Origin of the sequence: Paenibacillus sp. FSL K6-2524, from assembly GCF_038005525.1 — a bacterium.
In the GTDB taxonomy this organism is placed as follows: Bacteria; Bacillota; Bacilli; order Paenibacillales; family Paenibacillaceae; genus Fontibacillus; species Fontibacillus anaericanus.
The window spans coordinates 1,407,595-1,428,316 of sequence record NZ_JBBOSP010000001.1 but is presented as its reverse complement, the minus strand read 5'-3'; the positions used below and the strand labels follow the sequence as shown (position 1 = coordinate 1,428,316).

13 protein-coding genes are annotated in these 20,722 nt (G+C 45.3%); 4 read left to right on the top strand and 9 right to left on the bottom strand.

Features of this window, described 5'->3' with window-relative positions; genetic code table 11:
- Positions 1 to 48 precede the first annotated feature (48 nt).
- Positions 49 to 1,389, top strand: a complete 1,341-nt coding sequence (gene brnQ, locus NST85_RS06145) for a branched-chain amino acid transport system II carrier protein (protein WP_341188844.1) — start codon at positions 49 to 51, stop codon at positions 1,387 to 1,389.
- A gap of 267 nt (positions 1,390 to 1,656) precedes the next feature.
- Here the strand turns inward: brnQ and NST85_RS06140 are convergent, their stop codons facing one another.
- From NST85_RS06140 to NST85_RS06125, 4 genes are all read right to left on the bottom strand, one after another.
- Entirely contained in the window at positions 1,657 to 4,107 is a 2,451-nt protein-coding gene (locus tag NST85_RS06140) for a glycoside hydrolase family 31 protein (RefSeq protein ID WP_341188843.1), read from the bottom strand.
- Positions 4,108 to 4,197: 90 nt separating this feature from the next.
- Positions 4,198 to 5,496, bottom strand: coding sequence for an ABC transporter substrate-binding protein (locus tag NST85_RS06135; RefSeq protein WP_341188842.1), 1,299 nt, complete (start codon positions 5,494 to 5,496; stop codon positions 4,198 to 4,200).
- Between the two features lie 129 nt (positions 5,497 to 5,625).
- Complete coding sequence (locus NST85_RS06130) at positions 5,626 to 6,411, bottom strand: carbohydrate ABC transporter permease (protein WP_445671172.1); 786 nt, start codon at positions 6,409 to 6,411, stop codon at positions 5,626 to 5,628.
- Positions 6,412 to 6,461: 50 nt separating this feature from the next.
- A complete protein-coding gene (locus NST85_RS06125) occupies positions 6,462 to 7,343 on the bottom strand; it encodes a carbohydrate ABC transporter permease (protein WP_341188840.1) in 882 nt (293 codons plus the stop codon).
- Positions 7,344 to 7,479: 136 nt separating this feature from the next.
- Here NST85_RS06125 and NST85_RS06120 point away from each other — a divergent pair, with 136 nt between their 5' ends.
- Together NST85_RS06120 and NST85_RS06115 are read left to right on the top strand one after the other, a co-directional pair.
- Entirely contained in the window at positions 7,480 to 9,231 is a 1,752-nt protein-coding gene (locus NST85_RS06120) for a cache domain-containing sensor histidine kinase (protein WP_341188839.1), read from the top strand.
- Entirely contained in the window at positions 9,228 to 10,841 is a 1,614-nt protein-coding gene (locus NST85_RS06115) for a response regulator transcription factor (protein WP_341188838.1), read from the top strand. The genes NST85_RS06120 and NST85_RS06115 overlap by 4 nt, the downstream gene beginning before the upstream one ends.
- Before the next feature lie 193 nt (positions 10,842 to 11,034).
- Here the strand turns inward: NST85_RS06115 and NST85_RS06110 are convergent, their stop codons facing one another.
- Positions 11,035 to 11,604 carry a YdeI/OmpD-associated family protein gene (locus tag NST85_RS06110; protein ID WP_341188837.1) on the bottom strand — a complete coding sequence of 190 codons (570 nt, stop codon included), beginning with the start codon at positions 11,602 to 11,604 and terminating at the stop codon, positions 11,035 to 11,037.
- A gap of 77 nt (positions 11,605 to 11,681) precedes the next feature.
- Positions 11,682 to 12,146, bottom strand: a complete 465-nt coding sequence (locus NST85_RS06105) for a VOC family protein (RefSeq protein WP_341188836.1) — start codon at positions 12,144 to 12,146, stop codon at positions 11,682 to 11,684.
- A gap of 99 nt (positions 12,147 to 12,245) precedes the next feature.
- Here NST85_RS06105 and NST85_RS06100 point away from each other — a divergent pair, with 99 nt between their 5' ends.
- Positions 12,246 to 13,157: a helix-turn-helix transcriptional regulator gene (locus NST85_RS06100; RefSeq protein ID WP_341188835.1), complete on the top strand. Its 912-nt coding sequence runs from the start codon at positions 12,246 to 12,248 to the stop codon at positions 13,155 to 13,157.
- Between the two features lie 121 nt (positions 13,158 to 13,278).
- Here the strand turns inward: NST85_RS06100 and NST85_RS06095 are convergent, their stop codons facing one another.
- From NST85_RS06095 to NST85_RS06085, 3 genes are all read right to left on the bottom strand, one after another.
- The gene (locus NST85_RS06095) at positions 13,279 to 15,165 is read right to left on the bottom strand and encodes a discoidin domain-containing protein (protein WP_341188834.1); all 1,887 of its coding nucleotides are present in this window, start codon (positions 15,163 to 15,165) and stop codon (positions 13,279 to 13,281) included.
- Positions 15,166 to 15,988: 823 nt separating this feature from the next.
- On the bottom strand, positions 15,989 to 19,495 hold the full coding sequence (locus NST85_RS06090; RefSeq protein WP_341188833.1) for a stalk domain-containing protein: 3,507 nt from the start codon (positions 19,493 to 19,495) through the stop codon (positions 15,989 to 15,991).
- A gap of 544 nt (positions 19,496 to 20,039) precedes the next feature.
- Entirely contained in the window at positions 20,040 to 20,714 is a 675-nt protein-coding gene (locus NST85_RS06085) for a stalk domain-containing protein (protein ID WP_341188832.1), read from the bottom strand.
- Between the last annotated feature and the right edge of the window lie 8 nt (positions 20,715 to 20,722).

Below are 20,722 nucleotides of genomic sequence, written 5' to 3'. Positions count from 1 at the left end.
TTTATTTGTAAATAATAAAATGAATTTTAGATACAGGAGAGACATCTTATGCAACGCATTCCTTTTAGTAACACTTTGACAATCGGATTCATGCTTTTTGCCTTGTTCTTCGGAGCAGGAAATCTCGTATTCCCCGCGATGATGGGTCAGAACGCAGGTGATCAGTATTGGCAAGCCAATTTAGGCTTCCTGATCACGGGCGTCGGCCTGCCCTTGCTTGGAACGTTGGCGCTCGGATTTTCCGGCTCGAAAAATTTGCTCGCATTGATTAATCGCGTGCATCCTTGGTTTGCCTTCGGCTTCACAACTTTGCTTTACTTAACGATCGGACCGTTGTTTGCCATGCCGAGAACCGGTAGCGTTTCGTACGAAATCGCTGTTAAGCCATATATCGAAGCGGAGCATGGTCCGCTAGCAATGGCGGTCTTCACTGTATTATTTTTTGGAGTGACCTTGCTCCTTTCCATTAACCCCGCAAAAACGGTTAATATCATAGGAAAGATACTAACTCCTATTTTGATCGCCTGCATCTCATTGTTGGCCATAACTTCCTTTGTGGCACCTCTGGGCGAGCCTCAAAAACCAGAATCCGGTTATGCCTCCCAAGCCTTCTTTAAAGGATTTCAAGAGGGGTATTTGACGATGGATGCGCTCGCGGCATTGGTATTCGGCATTATCGTCATAAACGCTATTCAAGCGAAAGGGGTCTACGAACGTAAAAGCATTCTGAAAGTCTGCTTCCAAGCGTCCTTGATTGCAGCGGCAATGCTCGCCGTTATTTACACATCCCTGACTTATATCGGAGCAAGTAGCGTATCCACCTTCGGTATTCTGGCCAATGGTGGCGAGGTGTTGAACCTAGTGACTAGCCAATACTTCGGCACGTTCGGAGGATTTGTACTCGGAATCATTGTGCTGCTTGCCTGCCTGACGACAAGCATCGGTCTGACCACCGCTTGTAGCAGCTATTTTCAAAAGATCATTCCAGGCATCTCGTATAGAAGTTTCTGCGTCGTCTTGAGTGTTATCAGCGCCCTACTTGCCAATATCGGTCTAGAGCAATTAATCCACTTTTCCGTGCCTGTTCTGACGATACTGTACCCGCTAGCTATCGTGCTCATCTTACTCACATTCTTTCATGATTTGTTCAAAGGTAAGCGCACCGTATACGGTGTTAGCTTATTGCTGACTTTTCTCGTCAGTCTGGTCGACGGTCTTAAAGATACGCCGCTAAATATTGAGCTACTCCATGACTGGTTTACTCAGTACTTACCTTTGTATAGTTTCGGATTGGGCTGGCTTATTCCAGCTTGTGTGGGATTGCTGATTGGACTTCTGCTGCCGGAGCGACAAAAGGGACATCAATCTTCTAGACTCTTGGAAGACTGATGATTCGGCTAAGCCGCTTCTCCTAATAGAGAGGCGGCTTTAGCTTTATACAATATCACTAATTTGTTTCATCTAAGCAACGGTACGGCTCACCTTATAAGTTGATCACACAATAATCACACTCAGATTTCGCCCTACTTGTGATACGGTTCTCCGTACCAATAAATAGGGCGAAATTTAAAAGGCACTCATCTGAGTGCCTTAATGGGGGGCTGATTTGGTGCATAAGATACGGATTGCAGTGTTACAACAAAACGATTAGTCTAGTTACGCGATCGAGACTACAAGCTTATCACCCACAGCTTGATCGGACACTTGAATCAGAAGCTCGTCAGTAGACGGGTTATGCGTCCACCCTTCCGCTCCGGCAACTAGCTGTTCTGCCGTAAGGCGTTGTAACCCCTCTACACGACCGACTGTAAAGTCAGGGCGACGGAATGAGAACTGAAGCAGCTTGCGCTCAGGCTTAAATCCTCTAGCTTCATTATATCTCCATTGAATCTCGACAGTTCCCGCACCTCCAACCACATTCAAAGATAGCTCGGAGTACCCCCCCTGACGATAATCGAAACTGACGCCATCATCTTCATATAATGTATAAGCGGATTCGAAACCTGTTGATGCAGAAGCTCCATAAATGTTGAACGTTATCGACTCATCCGATGCGTCATCTGCGCTTTGTTTAAGCGGCCCCTCGGCAATGATGGCCCCTGCCCGAATGTACATCGGCATAATTTCCAGCGGTGCATGCGCTAGAATAGGTCGACCTCCAACAAGTGCCTCACCAGTCCAGTAGTCTATCCATGTTCCGGCAGGTAAATAGACGGAGCGGTGATCAGTATCCGGACGATAGACAGGCGCGATCAAGATATTTTCCCCGAGCAGAAACTGATCGCACATGTTAGTCACGTTCGGATCAGACGGGTATTCCAGCAGCAGAGGACGAACAATCGGTAAGCCATCAGTCGCCGCACCGTGAAACAATTGATATAAGTGTGGCATAAAGCGATAGCGTAGCCCGATGTAGTTGCGTACGATTTCCTCGGTCTTTTCGCCGAACGACCATGGCTCCTGACGAATGGTTCCGATAGCGGAATGGTTTCGGCAATAGGGGAAGAATGCGCCCATCTGCGTCCAACGAGCTAACAATTCTCCCGTGGCATTGTGTCCGAAACCGCCGATATCCGGACCGGCGAACGGAATACCGGACAATCCCATATTGAGAACCATCGGCATCGCGAGTGCCATATGCTCCCAGAAGCTGCGGTTATCGCCTGTCCACACTGCAGCATAACGCTGAATCCCAGCATAGCCGGCACGCGTAAGAACAAATGGCCGTTGCCCGTCCAATTGACGGCTAAGTCCTTCATAAGTTGCCTTTGACATCAACATTCCATACAGGTTGTGTAGCTCTTCATGGGTCTGTGGCTTGCCATTATTCCCGTGCATCGCGTCGAGATCCATCGTCTTGCTCTCGTTGAACAAAGCCGGCTCGTTCATATCGTTCCATATACCTTGAATACCAAGATCTGTATAATAACGATGCTGCTCCCCCCACCATTCCGATGTGCGATCCTCCGTGAAATCCGGGAAAGCACTTATGCCCGGCCATACTTCTCCAAGGAAGATATCTCCTTCCAATTTCTTAATGAAGTGATTCTCCCGAACACCCTCTTGATAAACTGTATATTTCGGGTCCTTCTTCACACCCGGATCGACAATAGGGATAATTCGAATGCCAAGTGACTTTAACTCCTCCATCATCCCCTCAGGATCAGGGAACCGAACCGGATCGAAGGTAAATACGCGATACTCGTCCATATAATGAATATCCAAATAGATGACATCGCATGGGATTTGTTTCGTACGGAATGTCCGGGCTAGCTCAAGAACCTCTTGCTGATTCATATAGCTATAACGAGATTGGTGATACCCGATTGCCCATTTCGGAGGAAGGTCAATCCGTCCGGTCAACGCCGTATACCTAGAGACAACATCCTTTAACCCAGGACCATTAATAAAGTAAATATCATATGCTCCTGTAGCACAGGAAATCGAGAAGGTCGTTTCCGCTGAACGCATATCGAAATCCGACCGACCAGGGTTATCGAGGAATAATCCGTAGCTCCGCTCTTCAAACATATGAATTAATAGTGGAATCGATTGATAGATAGCTTCAATCTCAGGTACATGCGGAGCATAGACATCCGTATTCCAGTTCGTATAGTGCTCTCCGCGCTTGTCCAAAAAACCGGTCTTCTCGCCAAAGCCGTAGAAGTGGGATTCCGCTGGCATATCATAATCAGCACTATGCTCTCCGCGCGCATTCCAGCCTACCGGATTCTGCCGCGCGATCAAATGGCCTTCATGATCCTCGATCGAGAAGCTGCAGTTGCTCTTGTCTACAATCAGCCGAATCGTTGTCGTAGCGAAGATGAATTGACTCTCGTTCTCCAAAGTCTTAACTTCTACCTCGCTTACTTGAGGTAATACTCCAACTGTCGTGGAGAGATCCACGTCAGCTCCCTGGTATATTTTAATCCGGAACACATCGTCCGTTAGAAATACAATTGCTGCATTCCCCTTGTCTCCATGGCAAATGTAAGTATTGCCAACTCCACTATTCTCTACCGTCTTAAAGAACCCTATGTGTTTACGTAATGCTTGTTCATCTGATAGCCCGAATTTATCCGGGCGTATCGCTACGCTTCCTTCCATTTCTGTTACCTCCGTATCATTATGAAAAAGGCGTCTACCGAGTCCCTCAGAGACAACCTCTTTCATGTTTTCTATGTTGAGTATGACTCTTTACTTCGTTTTTAAGCTATCCCATGCTTTTTGTAATTGTTCAAGCAACTCGTTCGGATCGGATTTGCCCGCAACATAGGCTTGGATTTGGCTTCCGAATTCATTCATACCACCATCAGGGAACTTGTTGAAGTTCCAACTTAGCGCTTTACCCGTTTGGCTGTATTTCACAACTTCAGCACCTAGATCACCTAAGTCCTCACTCGTCGCTTCGATGTTCTTAAAGGCAGGAATGAATTTAAATTCCTTCGCAATATACTTCTTGCCGGCATCCGAAGAGACAAGCCAGTTCAAGAATTCTTTCGCTTCTGCTTTTACCGTAGAATTCTTATTCACTACCCAGTTATTCGGAACGCCAACGTACAATTTATCATTAGCTTCTGCATCTTCATTAATTGGCATTGGCAAGAGGCCAATATTCAAATCTGGGTTAATGCCATCGATTTGGACTTGTGTCCAGTTCCCTTGTTGCGTCATCGCAGCTTCACCGTTAGCGAACATCGTCATTTCGGTATTATAGTCAGTCGTCAGCGGATTCTTGTTCCCATATTTCAACGTCAAGTCGACCAGCTTAGTCCACTCTAAGAAGCTTGCGTTGCCTGGAATTTTCTCCGTGCCCTCATTCAGCCCTTTAACGAAGGCGTCCGGGTCATTCTGGTGCGCGAACGCAACGTTTACGGTGTGGTTTCCAAGGATCCACAGTTCTTGATATCCATTCGCAAATGGGGTTACGCCGATTGCTTCCAACTTCTTCGCTGCTTCTTCCAGTTGGGACAGTGTTTTTGGAGTTTCCGTAATCCCAGCTTTAGTGAATAGATCTTTGTTATACACAAATCCATAACCTTCGAGGTTCATTGGTTGACCGTATATTTTACCGTCTTTCGTCATTGGCTCTTTCGCTACGTCAACGGCATCAGCGACCCATGGCTGATCGGACAAATCTTCGAGTCTATCAAACCATGTCTCCAGATCTCTGTAACCGCCGTTATTGAAGATATCCGGTTCTTCGCCGGAAGCGAATTTCGCTTTTAGCGCCGCGCCGTAATCCGTGCCGCCGCCTACTGTCTTAATATCTAGCTTGATGCCTGGATGCGTGCTCTCGTACTCTGCTTTAAGTCTATTCAGCGCTTCAGCAATCTCGACTTTAAATTGGAAGATCTTGATCGTCTTCGTTTCCCCTGTACTGCCAGTCTCTGCAGTGTTACCTTTGTTGTTCTCAGCTTCTTTCGATCCGCAAGCGGCTAAAATAATTGAGAACGCGAGCATCATCACTAGTGTAAACTTGGTGTACCTTTTCATAGTAGAGCCTCCCTATTGATCTGTTTTTGTGTAATTATCTGAAATCGTTTACATGTCTATTGTAGTGAGTCTAAATCCGTTATTATAGGCAGGATATTGATCAAACAGGTAGACGAATGTGATCTCATCTCAACCCTTTACAGCGCCTGCAGTAATGCCTTCAATAATGTATCTTTGCATAAATAAGAAGAAGATAATGATCGGTAGAACTCCCATGACAAGGGCCGGTAGAGCTAGATCCCACTGCTTAGTATATTGCCCAAAGAAAGCAAAAGTGGCAATCGGAATCGTGCTAAGATGATCCGACTGCAGAATGAGCGACGGCAACAAATAATCGTTCCAAATCCAAAGCGTGTTTAGGATGAACACCGTTACGAGCATTGGTTTCAAGAGTGGGAATACCACGCGATAGAATACGCCATAAACATTCGAGCCATCGACCGTTGCCGCTTCCTCAATCTCAAGCGGAATAGACTTGACGAATCCATGAAACAAGAAGACGGACATCGGTACACCGAATCCCAGATAACAGATAATCAATCCTGGGATACTGTCCATAAGCCCCAACTTACTCGTCACCTTCACAAGTGGAATCATGATCGATTGAAATGGGACGACCATCGCGGCTACGAATATAATGTACAGTAAACGGTTGAATCGGTTGTTATTCCGCACCATGTAATACGCGGCCATTGCGCAAATGATAACTAACAACACATTGCTACCGACCGTAATGAGAAGGGAATTCCCAAGCGCGGTGGGAAAATTAGTGATATCAAAAGCGCGGGCGTAGTTGCCCCATTCAATGGTTTTCGGTAGAGAGGCTGCGTTTGTGAGTAGATCTCCAAAGGTTTTCACCGAATTCACGAACAGAAAGTAGAAAGGGACCAGAAAAAGGATTCCCAGCAAGATCATGATGATTTCCGTCACGATCGTTCCAACGCGATATTGTTTCTTGATGTCCACTAGGCTTCAACCTCCTTGCTCTTCGTAAACTTCACTTGAAGGCTCGTAACGATAGCCACGATTACGAAGAAAATGATCGCTTTCGCCGTTCCCAGACCATATCTGTTCTTCGAGAAGGCTTCATTATAGATGTTCATCGCAACCGATTCGGTAGAGCCGAAAGGTCCGCCCTTGGTAAGGGACAAGTTCAGATCAAACATCTTGAACGACCAGGAGATAGCTAGGAACAGACAGACTGTGGCGGCTGGCATGATAAGCGGAATAATGATCGAGCGCAGCACCTGCATTCGGCTAGCACCGTCAATTTCAGCAGCCTCTAGAATATCTTTGGGCACATTATTGAGGGACGAGATATAGATCACCATCAGATAACCGGCCGTCTGCCAGACGAAGACGATGACAATCGCCCAAAAGGCCGTATTCTCCGTTCCTAGCCAAGGGAGATTAAAGAAAGATATTCCCGTTGCACTGCCGAGTGCGGAGAAGCCTTTGACGAAAATAAACTGCCAGATAAAACCGAGCAACAATCCACCAATTACGTTCGGCATGAAGAAAATAGTTCGTAATAAGTTTCGGGTCTTGAGCGGTTTCGTTAGAAAATACGCCAAGAAGAAGCCCGCTACGTTCGTAATCACGACGCTAAGAACAGTAAACCTGGCCGTAAACCAGAACGAGTCGCGAAACGAGCTATCTTCCATAAAAATTTGCTTATAATTATCGAATCCGACCCCCGCCGCCTTACCCGATACCCCGTCCCAATTCGTAAAGGAATAATATAATCCCAATACGAATGGGATTGCGATAATCAGGATGAAGAATAGGATAGCTGGACCCACGAACACAATCTGGTTCGTAAGTCGTGAAGTTTTTTTGCGATTCATCCTGTTTTCCCCCCTTGCCCATTTTGTTTTTTTGCTTATAATAAATATACTTGTAAGCGTATCAACAAAAAACGGACGATTTTGAACCAGTAGGAGCACGATATTGATATCTATACGCCACAGACTGATCAAATTTATGCTAATCATTACGATTATTCCTTTAGTCCTTTCCTTGGTCATTACGCTAATCCATACCCGCGAATCCGTTAAGGAGCAGTCCATAAACGAGAATACCCGGCTTATTTTCCAAGGGAAAACCAATCTCGTCAATTATCTGAACAACATTAGCCGCGCCTCTATCATTGTCTACTCGGACCCGCATTTCCTTAATAATTTATCAAAGAGCACGGACGACTACCAAGCCATTGCCGAGATCTATACGACGCTGCAGAATCTGCAAGGGTCGCTCCCGGACATCCAGCAGGTGTACTTGCATTCCAGTCAGACGAATCAGTCTACGCTTATTACGAACAGCATTCCAAGTCGGGGATATCGTGATGCCCCTTATGAAAGCACGCTCAAATACGCCACATCGACAACAAGCATCGAGCCGCCGCATCCGGCTCATAGCTATGGATTTCCACCATCTCCGAACGATTATACGGACAGACAGGTGTTTACTTTCTATCGTCCGGTTGTACGCATTCCATCCTCAACTCAGCTAGCGATTATGGCTATCGACGTGAATCTGGACAGTATCGTGGCGATCTGTAACCAGCTCTACGAGGCTGATGATGAACAACTGTACCTGTTGAATGAAGACGGGATCGTCATCTACAGCGGGATCCCCGAAGAGATCGGCAAACCGCTCGCGAGCGGCGATATCACTATCCGAGCAACGAATGATCATACGGGATACGCGGATGGTGACAACGCGATACAAGTGTATGAGAAGCTTGATGTTCCCTTTGCAGACTGGACATTAGTTAAGCAGATTCCCCATAGCGTTCTCTACCGCAAATCGACTGAGTTAATCACGATTAACGCTATCATTGCCGCACTTGCGCTTCTTGCGGTTATTTTAGGCACACTATTCATTTCCTTCCGAATTACGAAACCCATTAAGCAGCTCGCAAGCTACATGAACCAAATTCAGACAGGGAACTTGGATATCGATATCGAGGTCAACAGCCAGGATGAGATTGGCTTTCTGTCGCGGAGATTCCGCCAAATGATGGATACGATCAACAATCTGATCCTGCGTAAATACAAGCTGGAATTAGCAAACAAGAACAATCAGCTTCGGGCTTTGCAAGCGCAAATCGATCCGCATTTCCTATATAACACCCTGCAATCGATCGGTACGGTGGCGCTCCAGCATGACGGAGTTCGCGTCTACAGCCTTCTCACTTCTCTCTCAGATATGATGCGTTACAAAATGCGTAGTGACGAAGCGATGGTAACCCTGCAGGAGGAGATAGACCATCTCAAGCTCTACCTGGATTTGCAAAAGGAACGATTCGACGAGCAGTTTGATTTCACATGGGATCTGGATCCGAATAGCTTGTCCGCGACGTTGCCAAAAATGACGTTGCAGCCGCTAATCGAGAACTATTTCAAGCATGGACTGAACCCGAAGCTCGGTAAAGGGCAACTGTCGATACGCAGCCGAGTTACTTCTTCGAAACGGCTCGTTATTGAGATCGAGAATAATGGGACTTCCATTCCGGAGCATGAGCTTCGGCAATTGCAGGAAGAGTTGGCTATGCTGAAAGAGGAGAATGAGGAAACCGGTATTCAGAAACACGCCTCAATCGGCATGTATAATGTGCTTATGCGACTGCAGCTAAACTCCATGGACACGGCTAGCCTCATCATTGAGAACGTAGAACCACACGGCGTGAAAATCACCATAGAATACACTTGGGAATGGAGTGATCCAGCATGAAAGTATTAATTGTGGACGATGAGAAGCATGTACGCAATGCCATTAATCTGCTTGCAGATTGGACAAGTTACGGCATTACCGAAATATTGGAGGCATCGGACGGCGAAGATGCGGTAGCCCTCATTCAGGAACAAGCACCGCAGATTGTCCTTACCGATATGCGAATGCCCCGCAAAGATGGAGCGGAGCTGTTAACATGGTTACATACTTATACGCCGGACATTAAAGTCATTGTCATTAGTGGATATGACGACTTTGAATTGGTTCGGCACGCGGTTCGCAATGGCGGGATGGACTACATCTTGAAACCCGTTAAGGCCGATGCCTTAAACGAAGCCTTGGACAAAGCATCAGCATGCTGGCGCAAAGAGGAGGACGGTCGGCAACGGTTCACGCAGAAGAGCATCGAAGTAAACGAAATGAAACCGCACTATGCGGATAAACTGTTGACCAATTTCATTTCGGGACATGGCCGCAGAGAACTTCTCAATCAACTGCGCGAAGAATTCAAGTTTCCTTTATCCCTTTCTTCCTGCTCTGTTGCCGTGCTCTCCGTTTCGCAGTTCGACCGCAAGCTGCTCGCCAAGTTCAGCAGTCAAGTTCAACTGATTTTCTTTACGCTGTGCAATATATGCAATGAAATATTGAAGATGAAGGGAATCTCCTTCCGCCATCTGAACAGCCCAGGACAAATCGTCATCCTATTCTGGGATGAGCGAGGTTCGTTCAGTTCCATGCTAGAGGAAATCAATAAGGGGATCTACATGACGCTGCATCGTCATGTTCATTTCGGCATCTCCATGAAACGGGCATTTCCGGGTGACTTGCCGCGAGCCTATTTCGAAGCTTCTAAAGCTTTATGGAACCGCAATTTGCTAGATTCCAAGCAACAGCATCTTTTCCTTGAAGAGGGAAGTCCATCGATCCCCCCTATCCATCTTACTGCAATAGAAGAGCAACTTCGCCTCACTGCTCTCAGCGGTAACCGTGAGAAGATCGAAGACTTCACCAAACAGTGGTTAGATGGCGTAAAACAGACTGGATCAGTTACACCGGAGCAGCTCATTCAATGGAATAAAGAATGGGATTGGATGCAGACACGTTGGATTGAAGGTGATCACGAGGCGGAGGGAATTCTCGAGGAGAACGAAGAACCCTATGCAGAGTTGTCCATACGTTTGCCCTTAACAGAAAAGGGACTGCTCGCCTGGGATGATCTTAGAGTCGAGATCGAACACCGCTTGGGAGTAGTCTCCAAGCATCTCATCCAGCAACATTCCAAAGATCAGTTCTTTATTCTTGACATTGCGAAGTACATCGAATCCCATTACCATGAGGAGATATCACTTCAGGATATTGCGGCGCGCTTCTTCTTAAGCCGGGAATATATTGCGCGTAAGTTCAAGCAAGAATACGGAGTCACTTTGCTCGACTATCTAAGTCGGATACGGATCGATAAAGCTAAGCTCCTACTACATAATCCCCATCTTCGGATTGCGCAGGTGTCGGAGATGGTCGGTTACCATGACGAGAAATATTTCAGCCGGGTGTTCAAGAGGCTGGAAGGGATCAATCCCGGAGAGTATCGCAAAGAGCAGACGATGGGGTAGGAGTTACTAGTACCCTCTCTTTGAAGAGCGACAACCAAATAGATAACAAGCGCTAAAACATCAGAAGACCCCGTGAGGGGTCTTTCACTTTTTCCGGGAGAGAATGGGAAAGTTGAAAATGACTCATAATGGGTATTGTTACAGACTCAAATTGAAATGCAATCGTAGGACTGATCACACGAACCAGGAGATATTAATAATCTAGTAGACGTCCATTATCGTTCCATTGACCGTACATTTTATTTTCTCTCGTGTTTGTTATGAATTTGTCTAATCTGCTCTTAAACAATTCTGGCTGATTCTTATTGCTTTGTATCGTGTCGATCCGAACTCTTGTATAAAGATCTGGAAATGCCATGAAATTCTCATATACTTGCTTTTCCTCTTTTAACCTTTGCTCTATAACTCTATCTATTCTGAAAGCATCGTGATCCATATCAGGAAGAACCTTTCTTCCTTCGTCTCTCATGAACCCCAACTTTTCGAGGCGGCGGACACGTTCTTTATTTAATTCAGTCCATGAACTTTTTTTGCTTCTAGGAGATAGTCTCTGAGCCAGCTCCGTTTCAGAAATCTTCTTTTTGACTCCATCGATCCATCCAAAGCACAAAGCTTCCTCGACCGCGTCCAAATATAACAACATATCAGGGGTGGGCGTCATACTAACCAAGATCCAGCAAGACTTTTCAGTCTTACAATTGTTCTGCAGCCAAGTCCTTAAATCTTCTCTTGATTTTACTGGAATTAATTTTTCAATATCCATAGATAAAATACATTATCCCTTCTAAAAGAAATATTAAAAAAATGGCCTTTAATTACAAGACCATTTTTTTAAATGAGTTACTGTTTGTTGGAAATGACTCTATCCAGGAACTTATCAGCGTCGCTATTAAATTTCCAGGAAACTCCGAACTTATCAACTAGCATTCCAAAGCACGAAGACCAAGGAGTATTGGATAACGGCATCGTAACTTTACCACCAACAGACAAATGATTAAAATATTCTTCCAGTGTTTGTTTATCATCAATGACTAGACTAATAAGTACATTATTTCCCTTCATCAACTCACCTGTTACCGCCTTCATTGAAAGCAAAATATCCGACATCATTATTTTTCCACCTGCGAATTCTATTGAAGACTCCATGATCATATTTAATTCACTTTCTGGCAATGGATAGTTTGGATCTTGTGGAAGATCCTTAAATTTTACTTTTTTTACTTCATGTGCGTTTAAAGCTTCCGAATAAAATTCAATCACTTGTTCTGCGATTCCATCAAAGTTTAAATATACAATAGCTGACATAAAGTCATACCTCCTTCTTCTGATAGATGTAGTATAATTTATAAAAGGTGACAGATGTATGTCACCTTTTATAAATAAAGCACAAAAAAGAGGGAAGATATGGAGAAGGCTGAGCGATTAATATCTATAATCATGATATTGCTGAAAAAGGATATCGTTTCAACAACCGAGTTCTCACAATTATTTAACGTGTCTAAAAGAACGATTCTTCGCGATATGGAAACACTGAGCTTATCCAACATCCCGATCTACTCTATCAATGGAGTTCATGGTGGCTACGGCATTATGGATGAATACAAGTTTGATAAACGTCTTTTAAGTAGCTCCGACTTAGAGAATATATTGACTGCGCTTGGCGGATTGAAACAAATTCTAATTAGCGAAGAAGTTGCAGCGACTATTAAAAAAATAGAAGCCATGGTTAGCCCATTGTCTCTGAAAGGTTCAATCCAACTGTCATTTTATGATTGGGAGGGTCGGTCTGAGATTCTTCAAACCTTGAAGGCATGCCAAGAATCCATATTAAAGAGAAAGTTAATTTCATTTGATTATATTGATAAAAATGGCACTACAACAAATAGAATTGTCGAACCATATCAGCTTCATTTTAGCGAAACGAGTTGGTATTTGAAGGGATTCTGTTTACACCGTCAGAGATATAGAACATTTAAATTATCTAGGATCGATAATCTTAATGTGGATGAAACAACATTTAACCCTAGAGATTATTTATTAGAACAAGAACATGAAGCAAGTTATCAACCGCAACTAGTCGCTATTAAGGTGATGATTTCACCTAGCATAAAAGATCAATTCATTGAAAGGTACGGCCTGAAGAGTATTGAAAACTATAGTTCTGAATATTTCTTAGCAACCATCTATGTTCCTCAAAACAGTATTGGATTTCAATTCTTAGCAAGTTTCGGTACAAACCTAAAAATCGTAGAACCCAAAACATATGTTGAAGAATTTCGAAGTTATTTAATTAAAATGTTGGAGAAATATTCTTAAACCATGATCGGAACCCGTGCGATCCCGGCGGGGCGTCGTGTCTCTAATCAAAAATCAAAAAGCCCCTGAAACTTAAAGTCTCAGAGGCAATAAATCTTTACTATCACATAAGTCGCAAGGGTTATGTCGTAAAACTAGGTCCGTATGCCTCAAACTCATAAATCCTTGCTGCGGGGTTTCTGGTCTGTGTAGGCGTCGTTACGTTCAGCTTAATATATCGAGCCTTTACTTCAGTTATTTTGTCTACGGTAATGCCGCTCGTATTGTTGATTATGTTGACCACCGTGTTCCAGTTCGTACCATCGACGCTGACTTGGATATTGTAAGCCTTCGTGTTGTAGGAGGCGGTCTCTCCACCTTCCGATGCGTGCTTGATGACAAATTGGTTTACTTGCTCCACGGACCCGAGATCGATCTGCAGCCAACGGTTACTGGATTTTGAGCACCATTTGCTATCATCGACAACTACGCCGTCCACGGCTTTGACCGCGGTTTGCGAGGCGTTGCACGTACTGTCAACCGTCGCAGGTTTATTTAATGCCACATTTGGAGGTCCGTAAACCTCGAACTCATAGATTCTTGCTGCAAGGTTGGTGGTTTGCGTAGGCGCCGTAACGTTCAACTTGATGTATCGAGCCGGTACAGTAGTTATATTGTCTACCGTAATGCCGCTTAAGTTATTGGTTACGTTTACGACCTTATTCCACTTCAGACCATCCGTGCTAACCTGGATATTATAAGCCTTCGTGTTGTAGGAGGCCGTCTCTCCACCTTCCGATGCGTGCTTAATGACGAATTGGTTCACTTGCTTCACGGAGCCAAGATCGATCTGCAGCCAACGGTTACTGGATTTGGAGCACCATTTGCTATCATTGACAACTACTCCGTCCACGGCTTTGGTCGCGGTTTGAGAAGTATTGCATGTACTATCAACCGTCGCGGGTTTATTTAATGCCAAATTGGGTGGGCCGAATACCTGAAACTCGTAGATTCTTGCTACAGGATCTGTGGTTTGCGTAGGCGTCGTAACGTTCAACTTGATATACCTTGCTGATAATGCAGTGATATTGTCTACCGTCGCACTATTTTTATTATCGGTTACGTCGACTGCCGTTTTCCAGTTCGTACCATCTGTGCTGACCTGAATATTATACGCCTTCGTGTTAAGGGAGGTTGGCTCTCCGCCTTCCGATGCGTGCTTGATGACAAATTGGTTCACTTGCTCAACAGCGCCGAGATCGATCTGCAGCCAACGGTTGCCGGATAATGAGCACCATTTGTCGTTATTGGTTACGCTGCCGTCCACGGCTTTGGCCGCTGTCTCCGAGGCGTTGCACGCACTGTCCGCCTTCGCGAATTTATTTAACGCTAAGTTCGGAGAACTCACCGTTATCGTGTACGTCACCTTATTCGTACCGGTTTGCGCGGTTACGATGATCTTCATGCCCGTCGCTAGCGTCGTCGCTTTCGTTATTCCGTCTGCATTGTAGATCTCGAACGATGCATTCGCTGACGGCGTGATCGCGGCCTTCAACGTGGCTAGCTTGACGTCACTCCCGACAATGATCGTCTCATTTACCGTCCCGCCAACGCTTACCGTACCGATCGTCGAGGTCAATGTCAGTGTAGCTGCGCCGCACTGCGCGTCTGCACTTGAGGCCGCCCATTTCGCATATAGCGTTAGGTCATTATTGATTGAATCTGACGTATTGTAGGCTTGCGTCAGAGCACTGTCGTAGAACCAGCCCTCGAAGCTGTAGCACTCCTTCACCGGAGTTTGTTGAAAAACCACCTTACCTCCGGGTGACACAAAGTCAGGGGGAATCGTTGAGCCGCCGTTCGTATTATAAGTCACGACCTCTTGGGTGTCGCCCCCTTGATCTCCTCCGGCAAATGACGAAGATCCAAATGTCAGTAACGAAACGATGATAGCTGCCACCATCAAGTGACCTCTTATCCTCGCTTTAATCCTTTTCTTGCCCCGACTAAGACCTGACCCTTCCATCATTCTTGCCCCTCTCTCCTACCCTAATAATTAACGCTTTTGATACTGCGAGCTCTCTATCAAAAGTAGTCCATAGCGTTTCGTTCGTACAACATCGTACAGCGCCTTTAACTAGCAAGGAATGCGGAGGATGGGGCGTATTCAAATCATACGGCTGTTGCATCATTCATTATGTTATTCAAAATACGCGAAAGAATGTTTGCTTATTGTTACTTCTGCTTTAATAAGGTCGAAATTACGCTCTTTTCCTAATTTGCTTTGTTATCCGAGCAACCTGAATACTGTAGATTAAGATTTCGGCATTATCGAATGCGGGTGAAACGCACTTTATGGAATCTGAAAAGGGGCGCAAAAGCGGCATCCCACATCGCACTGCCCATAAGCGTGGTCGCAAGGTTGAGATTTCTTAGGGCTTAATTGAATAACTCAAGCCCAGAAGCTCGTCTTACCGAATAGCAACAATTCTTACGAAAACAGCGAAATAAAAAGACCTCTTTAGGTGGCTTTCGCTTTCATTAAACTGCTGAAAAGGGCAACCAGATAATGATAAGAGGGCGAGGATTGGTGGCATATAACCACCGGTCCTCACCCTTTGTCTTTCCCCAAAACCATGCCCGGCAAGCGGTTTTCCAAGCACGTTGCAGGAGATCCGAAAAATTTCACCGCACTTGTGATAAGGTTCTCCGTATCATCTATAGGGCGAAATTAAAGGGCACCCGGTCGGGTGCCCTTTAGCCTTTAATAGCCGCTAGCACGATGCTAGCACGTCCTCTTCATAATCATTGGAAGTCGCTTGGATAGCTCCATACTTGGTTCAACCTCTTCATTATTCAGATAGAGTCGTCACTTCTACAGGCTCAAAGTAAATAGGAGGTGTCGTTACCGAATAATTGGCTAACGCTACGATCTCTTCATCGCGATTAACCGCAATTACACGCAGATTATAAACCGTCTCCGGATTAAGACCCCTAAGTGAAACATGGGTGGTTGGGGTGGTTTCGATCAGCTCCTCATTCATATAAACGTGATAGTTGATCCCCTCTTCCCCATACTCATCCCAATAGAGCTCAATGAAATCGGGCTGGACTTCAGCCCTCATATTCTGTATCTCCCCATAGTACGCGAAACGGAAGGAGGTTTCAGTTAGTCCGCCTTTTCCATCATCGGCCGTCATACGAATTTCTGTTGAACCGATACCAGTTGGGCTAATGCGCATACTAGCTCCTTCCACATCTACCTCTGCAACTGCCGAATCACTCGAACGGGCTGTGAATGTTAATGAATCGCCATCCGCATCATGGAAAACCTCGCTCATATTGATTTCAAAAGGCTCCTCAGAGTTTACTATTCTATCGGATATTGGTTTGACCACCTTAGGAACGGTATTGGTTGGTGTTGGTGTTGGTGTTGGTGTTGGTGTTGGTGTTGGTGTTGGTGTTGGTGTTGGTGTTGGTGTTGGTGTTGGCGTCGGTGTTGGCGTCGGTGTTGGCGTCGGTGTTGGTCCCGATGGTCCTGATGGTGTCGATGGTGTCGTCGGCGTTGGTGCTTGCGGCCGCTGAGCTTGTTCTTGCTGCTGCTTCATCTGCTCCAAAGCTTTTTGTTGCTCCTCAAATTTTTTCTTCTCAGCATCCGAAAGTTGTTGCTTCAACTTCTCCTCCGCTTGTTTACGGGCTTCTTCAAGTTTCTTCTTGTTCTCCTGCTCTTGTCGCTCTTTTTCAGCTAGAAGCTTATCTATTAGGGCTTGCTTCTGTGCGTCTAGTTGACGCTGCTTATTTTGCTCCTCCAGCTGCCTTTTTTGTTCTTCCTCCAATTGCTTCTGTCTTTCCTGTTGCTGCTTTTCCTCATCCGATAATTGAAGCGGTGGGACATTATCCAAATCGATCTTATTATCGGATTGCTTATTGGCCTCATCGATAAGTGCCTTCAATTTGTCTGGTTCTATTAAATTCTGATCACGAGCCTGCTTTAAAATATTAGCAAGCAGATTTTCCAAATTACTCTGGTATCGATCCAGATCGCTTTGAGACAAGCCACCCGGATTCCCGCCAGAGATAGAGCCGGAAGCTTCATTCCTCATTCTCTCCAGCATTTCCGCATTTTCCTGATCTATTTCCTGCTTAGCCCTTAATAGGGCTTCGATAACAGCAGGTGAAGCTTGATTAACGAGACCGGATAGGTCAACCATATAAGGCACATTTGGTGCTTGGGAATTTGGTAAAAAGTTCAGTTGCTGCGAAGGATATACGAAGGCTGGATTCTGGGCATTTCCGTTGTCGCTTCCCTGAACCAGTCCACTGTTTACAAAAAGGGTCGGAATCCCCGTAACCGGATCGATGGCCACAACAAAATTCGTGCCGCGAACATCAGTCACAGCCGTCGGCGTCAGGATGTTAAATGTATCCTTGGCATTTACCAATGAGGACACATTGGCCGCAGCCAGCCCGCTCCATAACATAAAGCTCGTATGCTTTGCACGGGACGCATCACTTAAATTTGAAATGTACAGCTCCGAGTTTTCGCTAATCGTAATTTCATCCTTACGGTCGACCGTCTTTAATATCGCGCTCGTATTCTTTTCCGTAAGAATATGATCACCTTGATGAAGAGTCATGCCATTATAGGCCTGGTAAGTCAAAGAACCACCCGCCTGAGTGATCCAGACCTTTCCTTTTATCTGTTCAAGAACCACCGTACGCGACTTGCCATCTGCTACAGGCAGCTTATCAACGGCTTCTGTTATTTCCCGCAAAATAACCGTCCTTGTGTTCGGATCCCATTGTACGTCTGCTCCGAATGCCTCACTGAAAAACCTGACCGGAACATAGGAACGGCCATCTTTCGTATAAGGCGCCGCTTCCATTACCCGCTGCTCTTCCGCATCCGCCGCAGTATTCTTGACCGTAATCACTTGACTCCCCATTTGTAGCTTGATTCTTGCTTCGCCCTTTGTCAATTCAATGGTACGTTGATTATCCAAAAATCCAACCTTATAGCCCATCATTTCACTTAAGGCTCTCAAAGGAACCATCGTGTGCCCCTTCACAATTTCGGGCTGCGCGTCAAAGCTGATAACCGAATCATCCACTACAACCTTCACCTGATCATTGCGGGACAGATGGGTTGGAAGCCGGTAATACTCAAGCTCGCGGATTTTATTGTTATAGCTGTCCGCAATGAGCAAGCCGCCATTTGGCAGAACCGCTACATCGGTAGGATTGTGAAGCAGGTTGTGACCGTTAATGCCATCTACTTGACCAAACTGCGCAGGTACACCAGCAATTGTACTCACATGTCCATCAACAAGGTAACGAATCGTGTGGTTCAAGCTGTCGGCAATAACCAGTCCATTCTCCTCCGTTATAGCGATCCCTCTAGGAGACTGAAAACGTGCTTCCGCAGCGGCCCCATCTGCATAACCGCCTTCGGCATACAGAGTTCCACTCGCATACACTGGCTTCTCTCCCGAAGATAAACCTACCGCAGTTGTGACCGTACCTTTTGCCAAATCAATATATCGGATCACATGATTGCCTGTATCACTTACATATAAATTGCCTTTATGGTCGATTGCAATGCTGGTAGGCTCATTAAACTTGGATGCCGACAATGCACCGTCCGCATAATCACCTGCAGGAACCACGTAACCGGCTTCAACCTCAACGACCCGATCCGATGGAGTGTTAAGCGTAGTGACTTGTCCATCCGGTGTTATTCGCCGAATCAAGTGATTCAAGGTATCCGCAACATACAAGGTTCCGTCTGCAGCAACAGCCACATCCTGAGGGTGATGGAATCTCGCTCCCGCGCTTGTGCCGTCTTCATCGCCGATCATGCCATCTCCGGCAACCGTTGCTACCATTCCATCTTTAGATATTTTTCGTATCCGATGATTTTCGGTATCTGCTATGTATATATTACCTTCCAAATCCGTGTCCATGCCCGAAGGACCGTTGAACACTGCGGCTTCCTTAGCACCATCGTTCCAAGCCCCCTCAGGGGTTACGTTGTCTTCCGCGTCAAGCATGAAGCCCGCATAAGTAGAAACCTCTCCATTCTTCACTTGACGGATGAGATGATTTCGGGTGTCCGCCACAAGCACAGAACCATCTTTCAAGACAGCGATACCTTGAGGCATACGAAAAGATGCCTTTGATGTCTCTCCATCCCAATCGTCAAAATTACCACTTCCAGCAAATAACGTTACTCTTGACAGAGCTTCATGGCTGCCGCCCAGAGACGGCTCGCTTTGAATTCCAGCAGCCCCTGTGGCTGTGGCTCCAATAAGTGTGGAAATCATAACAGCGACTAACAAACGACTAAATACTACCCTCATATTGATCCCCTTTCACCTCATAAGTTCAAACTTATTTCAAACAATAATATACTGCCGCTATTTTAACTAGTGACAATTGTCACTAGTTATGTCATATGACAAGTGGATATATTTGTAAAAAAGCATTACACGCGTTACGCCTGCTCCGTCAATACCTACCATTCGCAAGTCGCTTGGAATCCCCCGCTATACTCTGAACCAATTACTTCTCCTTCAATTTGCCTACTGCAATATTCTGAATAAACATAACTGCTTCCTAAATTTAACTTCACAAAAAATAACCTCCCTACAACAGGGAGGCTATAATATGATCGCCATCTATGCACTAAACATACAGAACCTAATTATATCTATAATAGAATGTGAACCCATAACAACAAAAAAACTAAACTCGCAAACTTCACATTTTTCACCGAAAAAGCCTGATACATTGGTATAATCCCCTTTATGTAGACACCCAGGTGTGACATAAAGCGGCTTTCAAATGCTGGAATAGAAACAAAGGTATCTCCTTCGTGATGGAGATACCTTTGTTAGATAAGACCTATTTATAATACGAAGTAGTCAATGGTACAAAGACAACAGTATCACTTTTTACATCTCCGTGAATGTACAATGATTTAACGCCAGCGATATCCGCTTGGACAGTGACCAAGCCTTCCTCAGCTTTGATCACATCTATCTTTTTCAAAGTAGTATTGGTATCGCTGTCTTCTATAGTAAGGTCCGTTATATCACCGTTAACAGCTGCTATCTGAAGGTATAGTGTTTGATGCTCTTTATTCGGATAGAGCATAAAGCTAGTGCTGCGGTTGCCAGGTCCATCGTTGAAATAAGCCTCTTTATAATCCTTGCCTTTATAGGTTGTTTTAGCTGAGTCTTTCGTATAATACATATCTTTAAATCCATCAACAATAGAAACGCCGTCGACTTTCTCGCCTATAATAATAGTTTGGGTAGTCTCATCATAATCGACTGCTATATCAAGTGCGTCGGAGATGGCGCGAATAGGAAAATAATTTGCTCCTTGATAGGAGATTGGTGCAATAACATTTCTCTTGACATCACGCAAATCAACATGACTTCCATTGACCTGTACCCTTACCTCAGTATTAAGGTAAGCTTTAATTTCCTGCAGCTTAGTTGCCGCTAAAGCGCCAGTTCCCATGCTGACCAGCATTGATGCGCTTATAATAGCTACAAATGCTTTTTTCTTCATTTAATTCA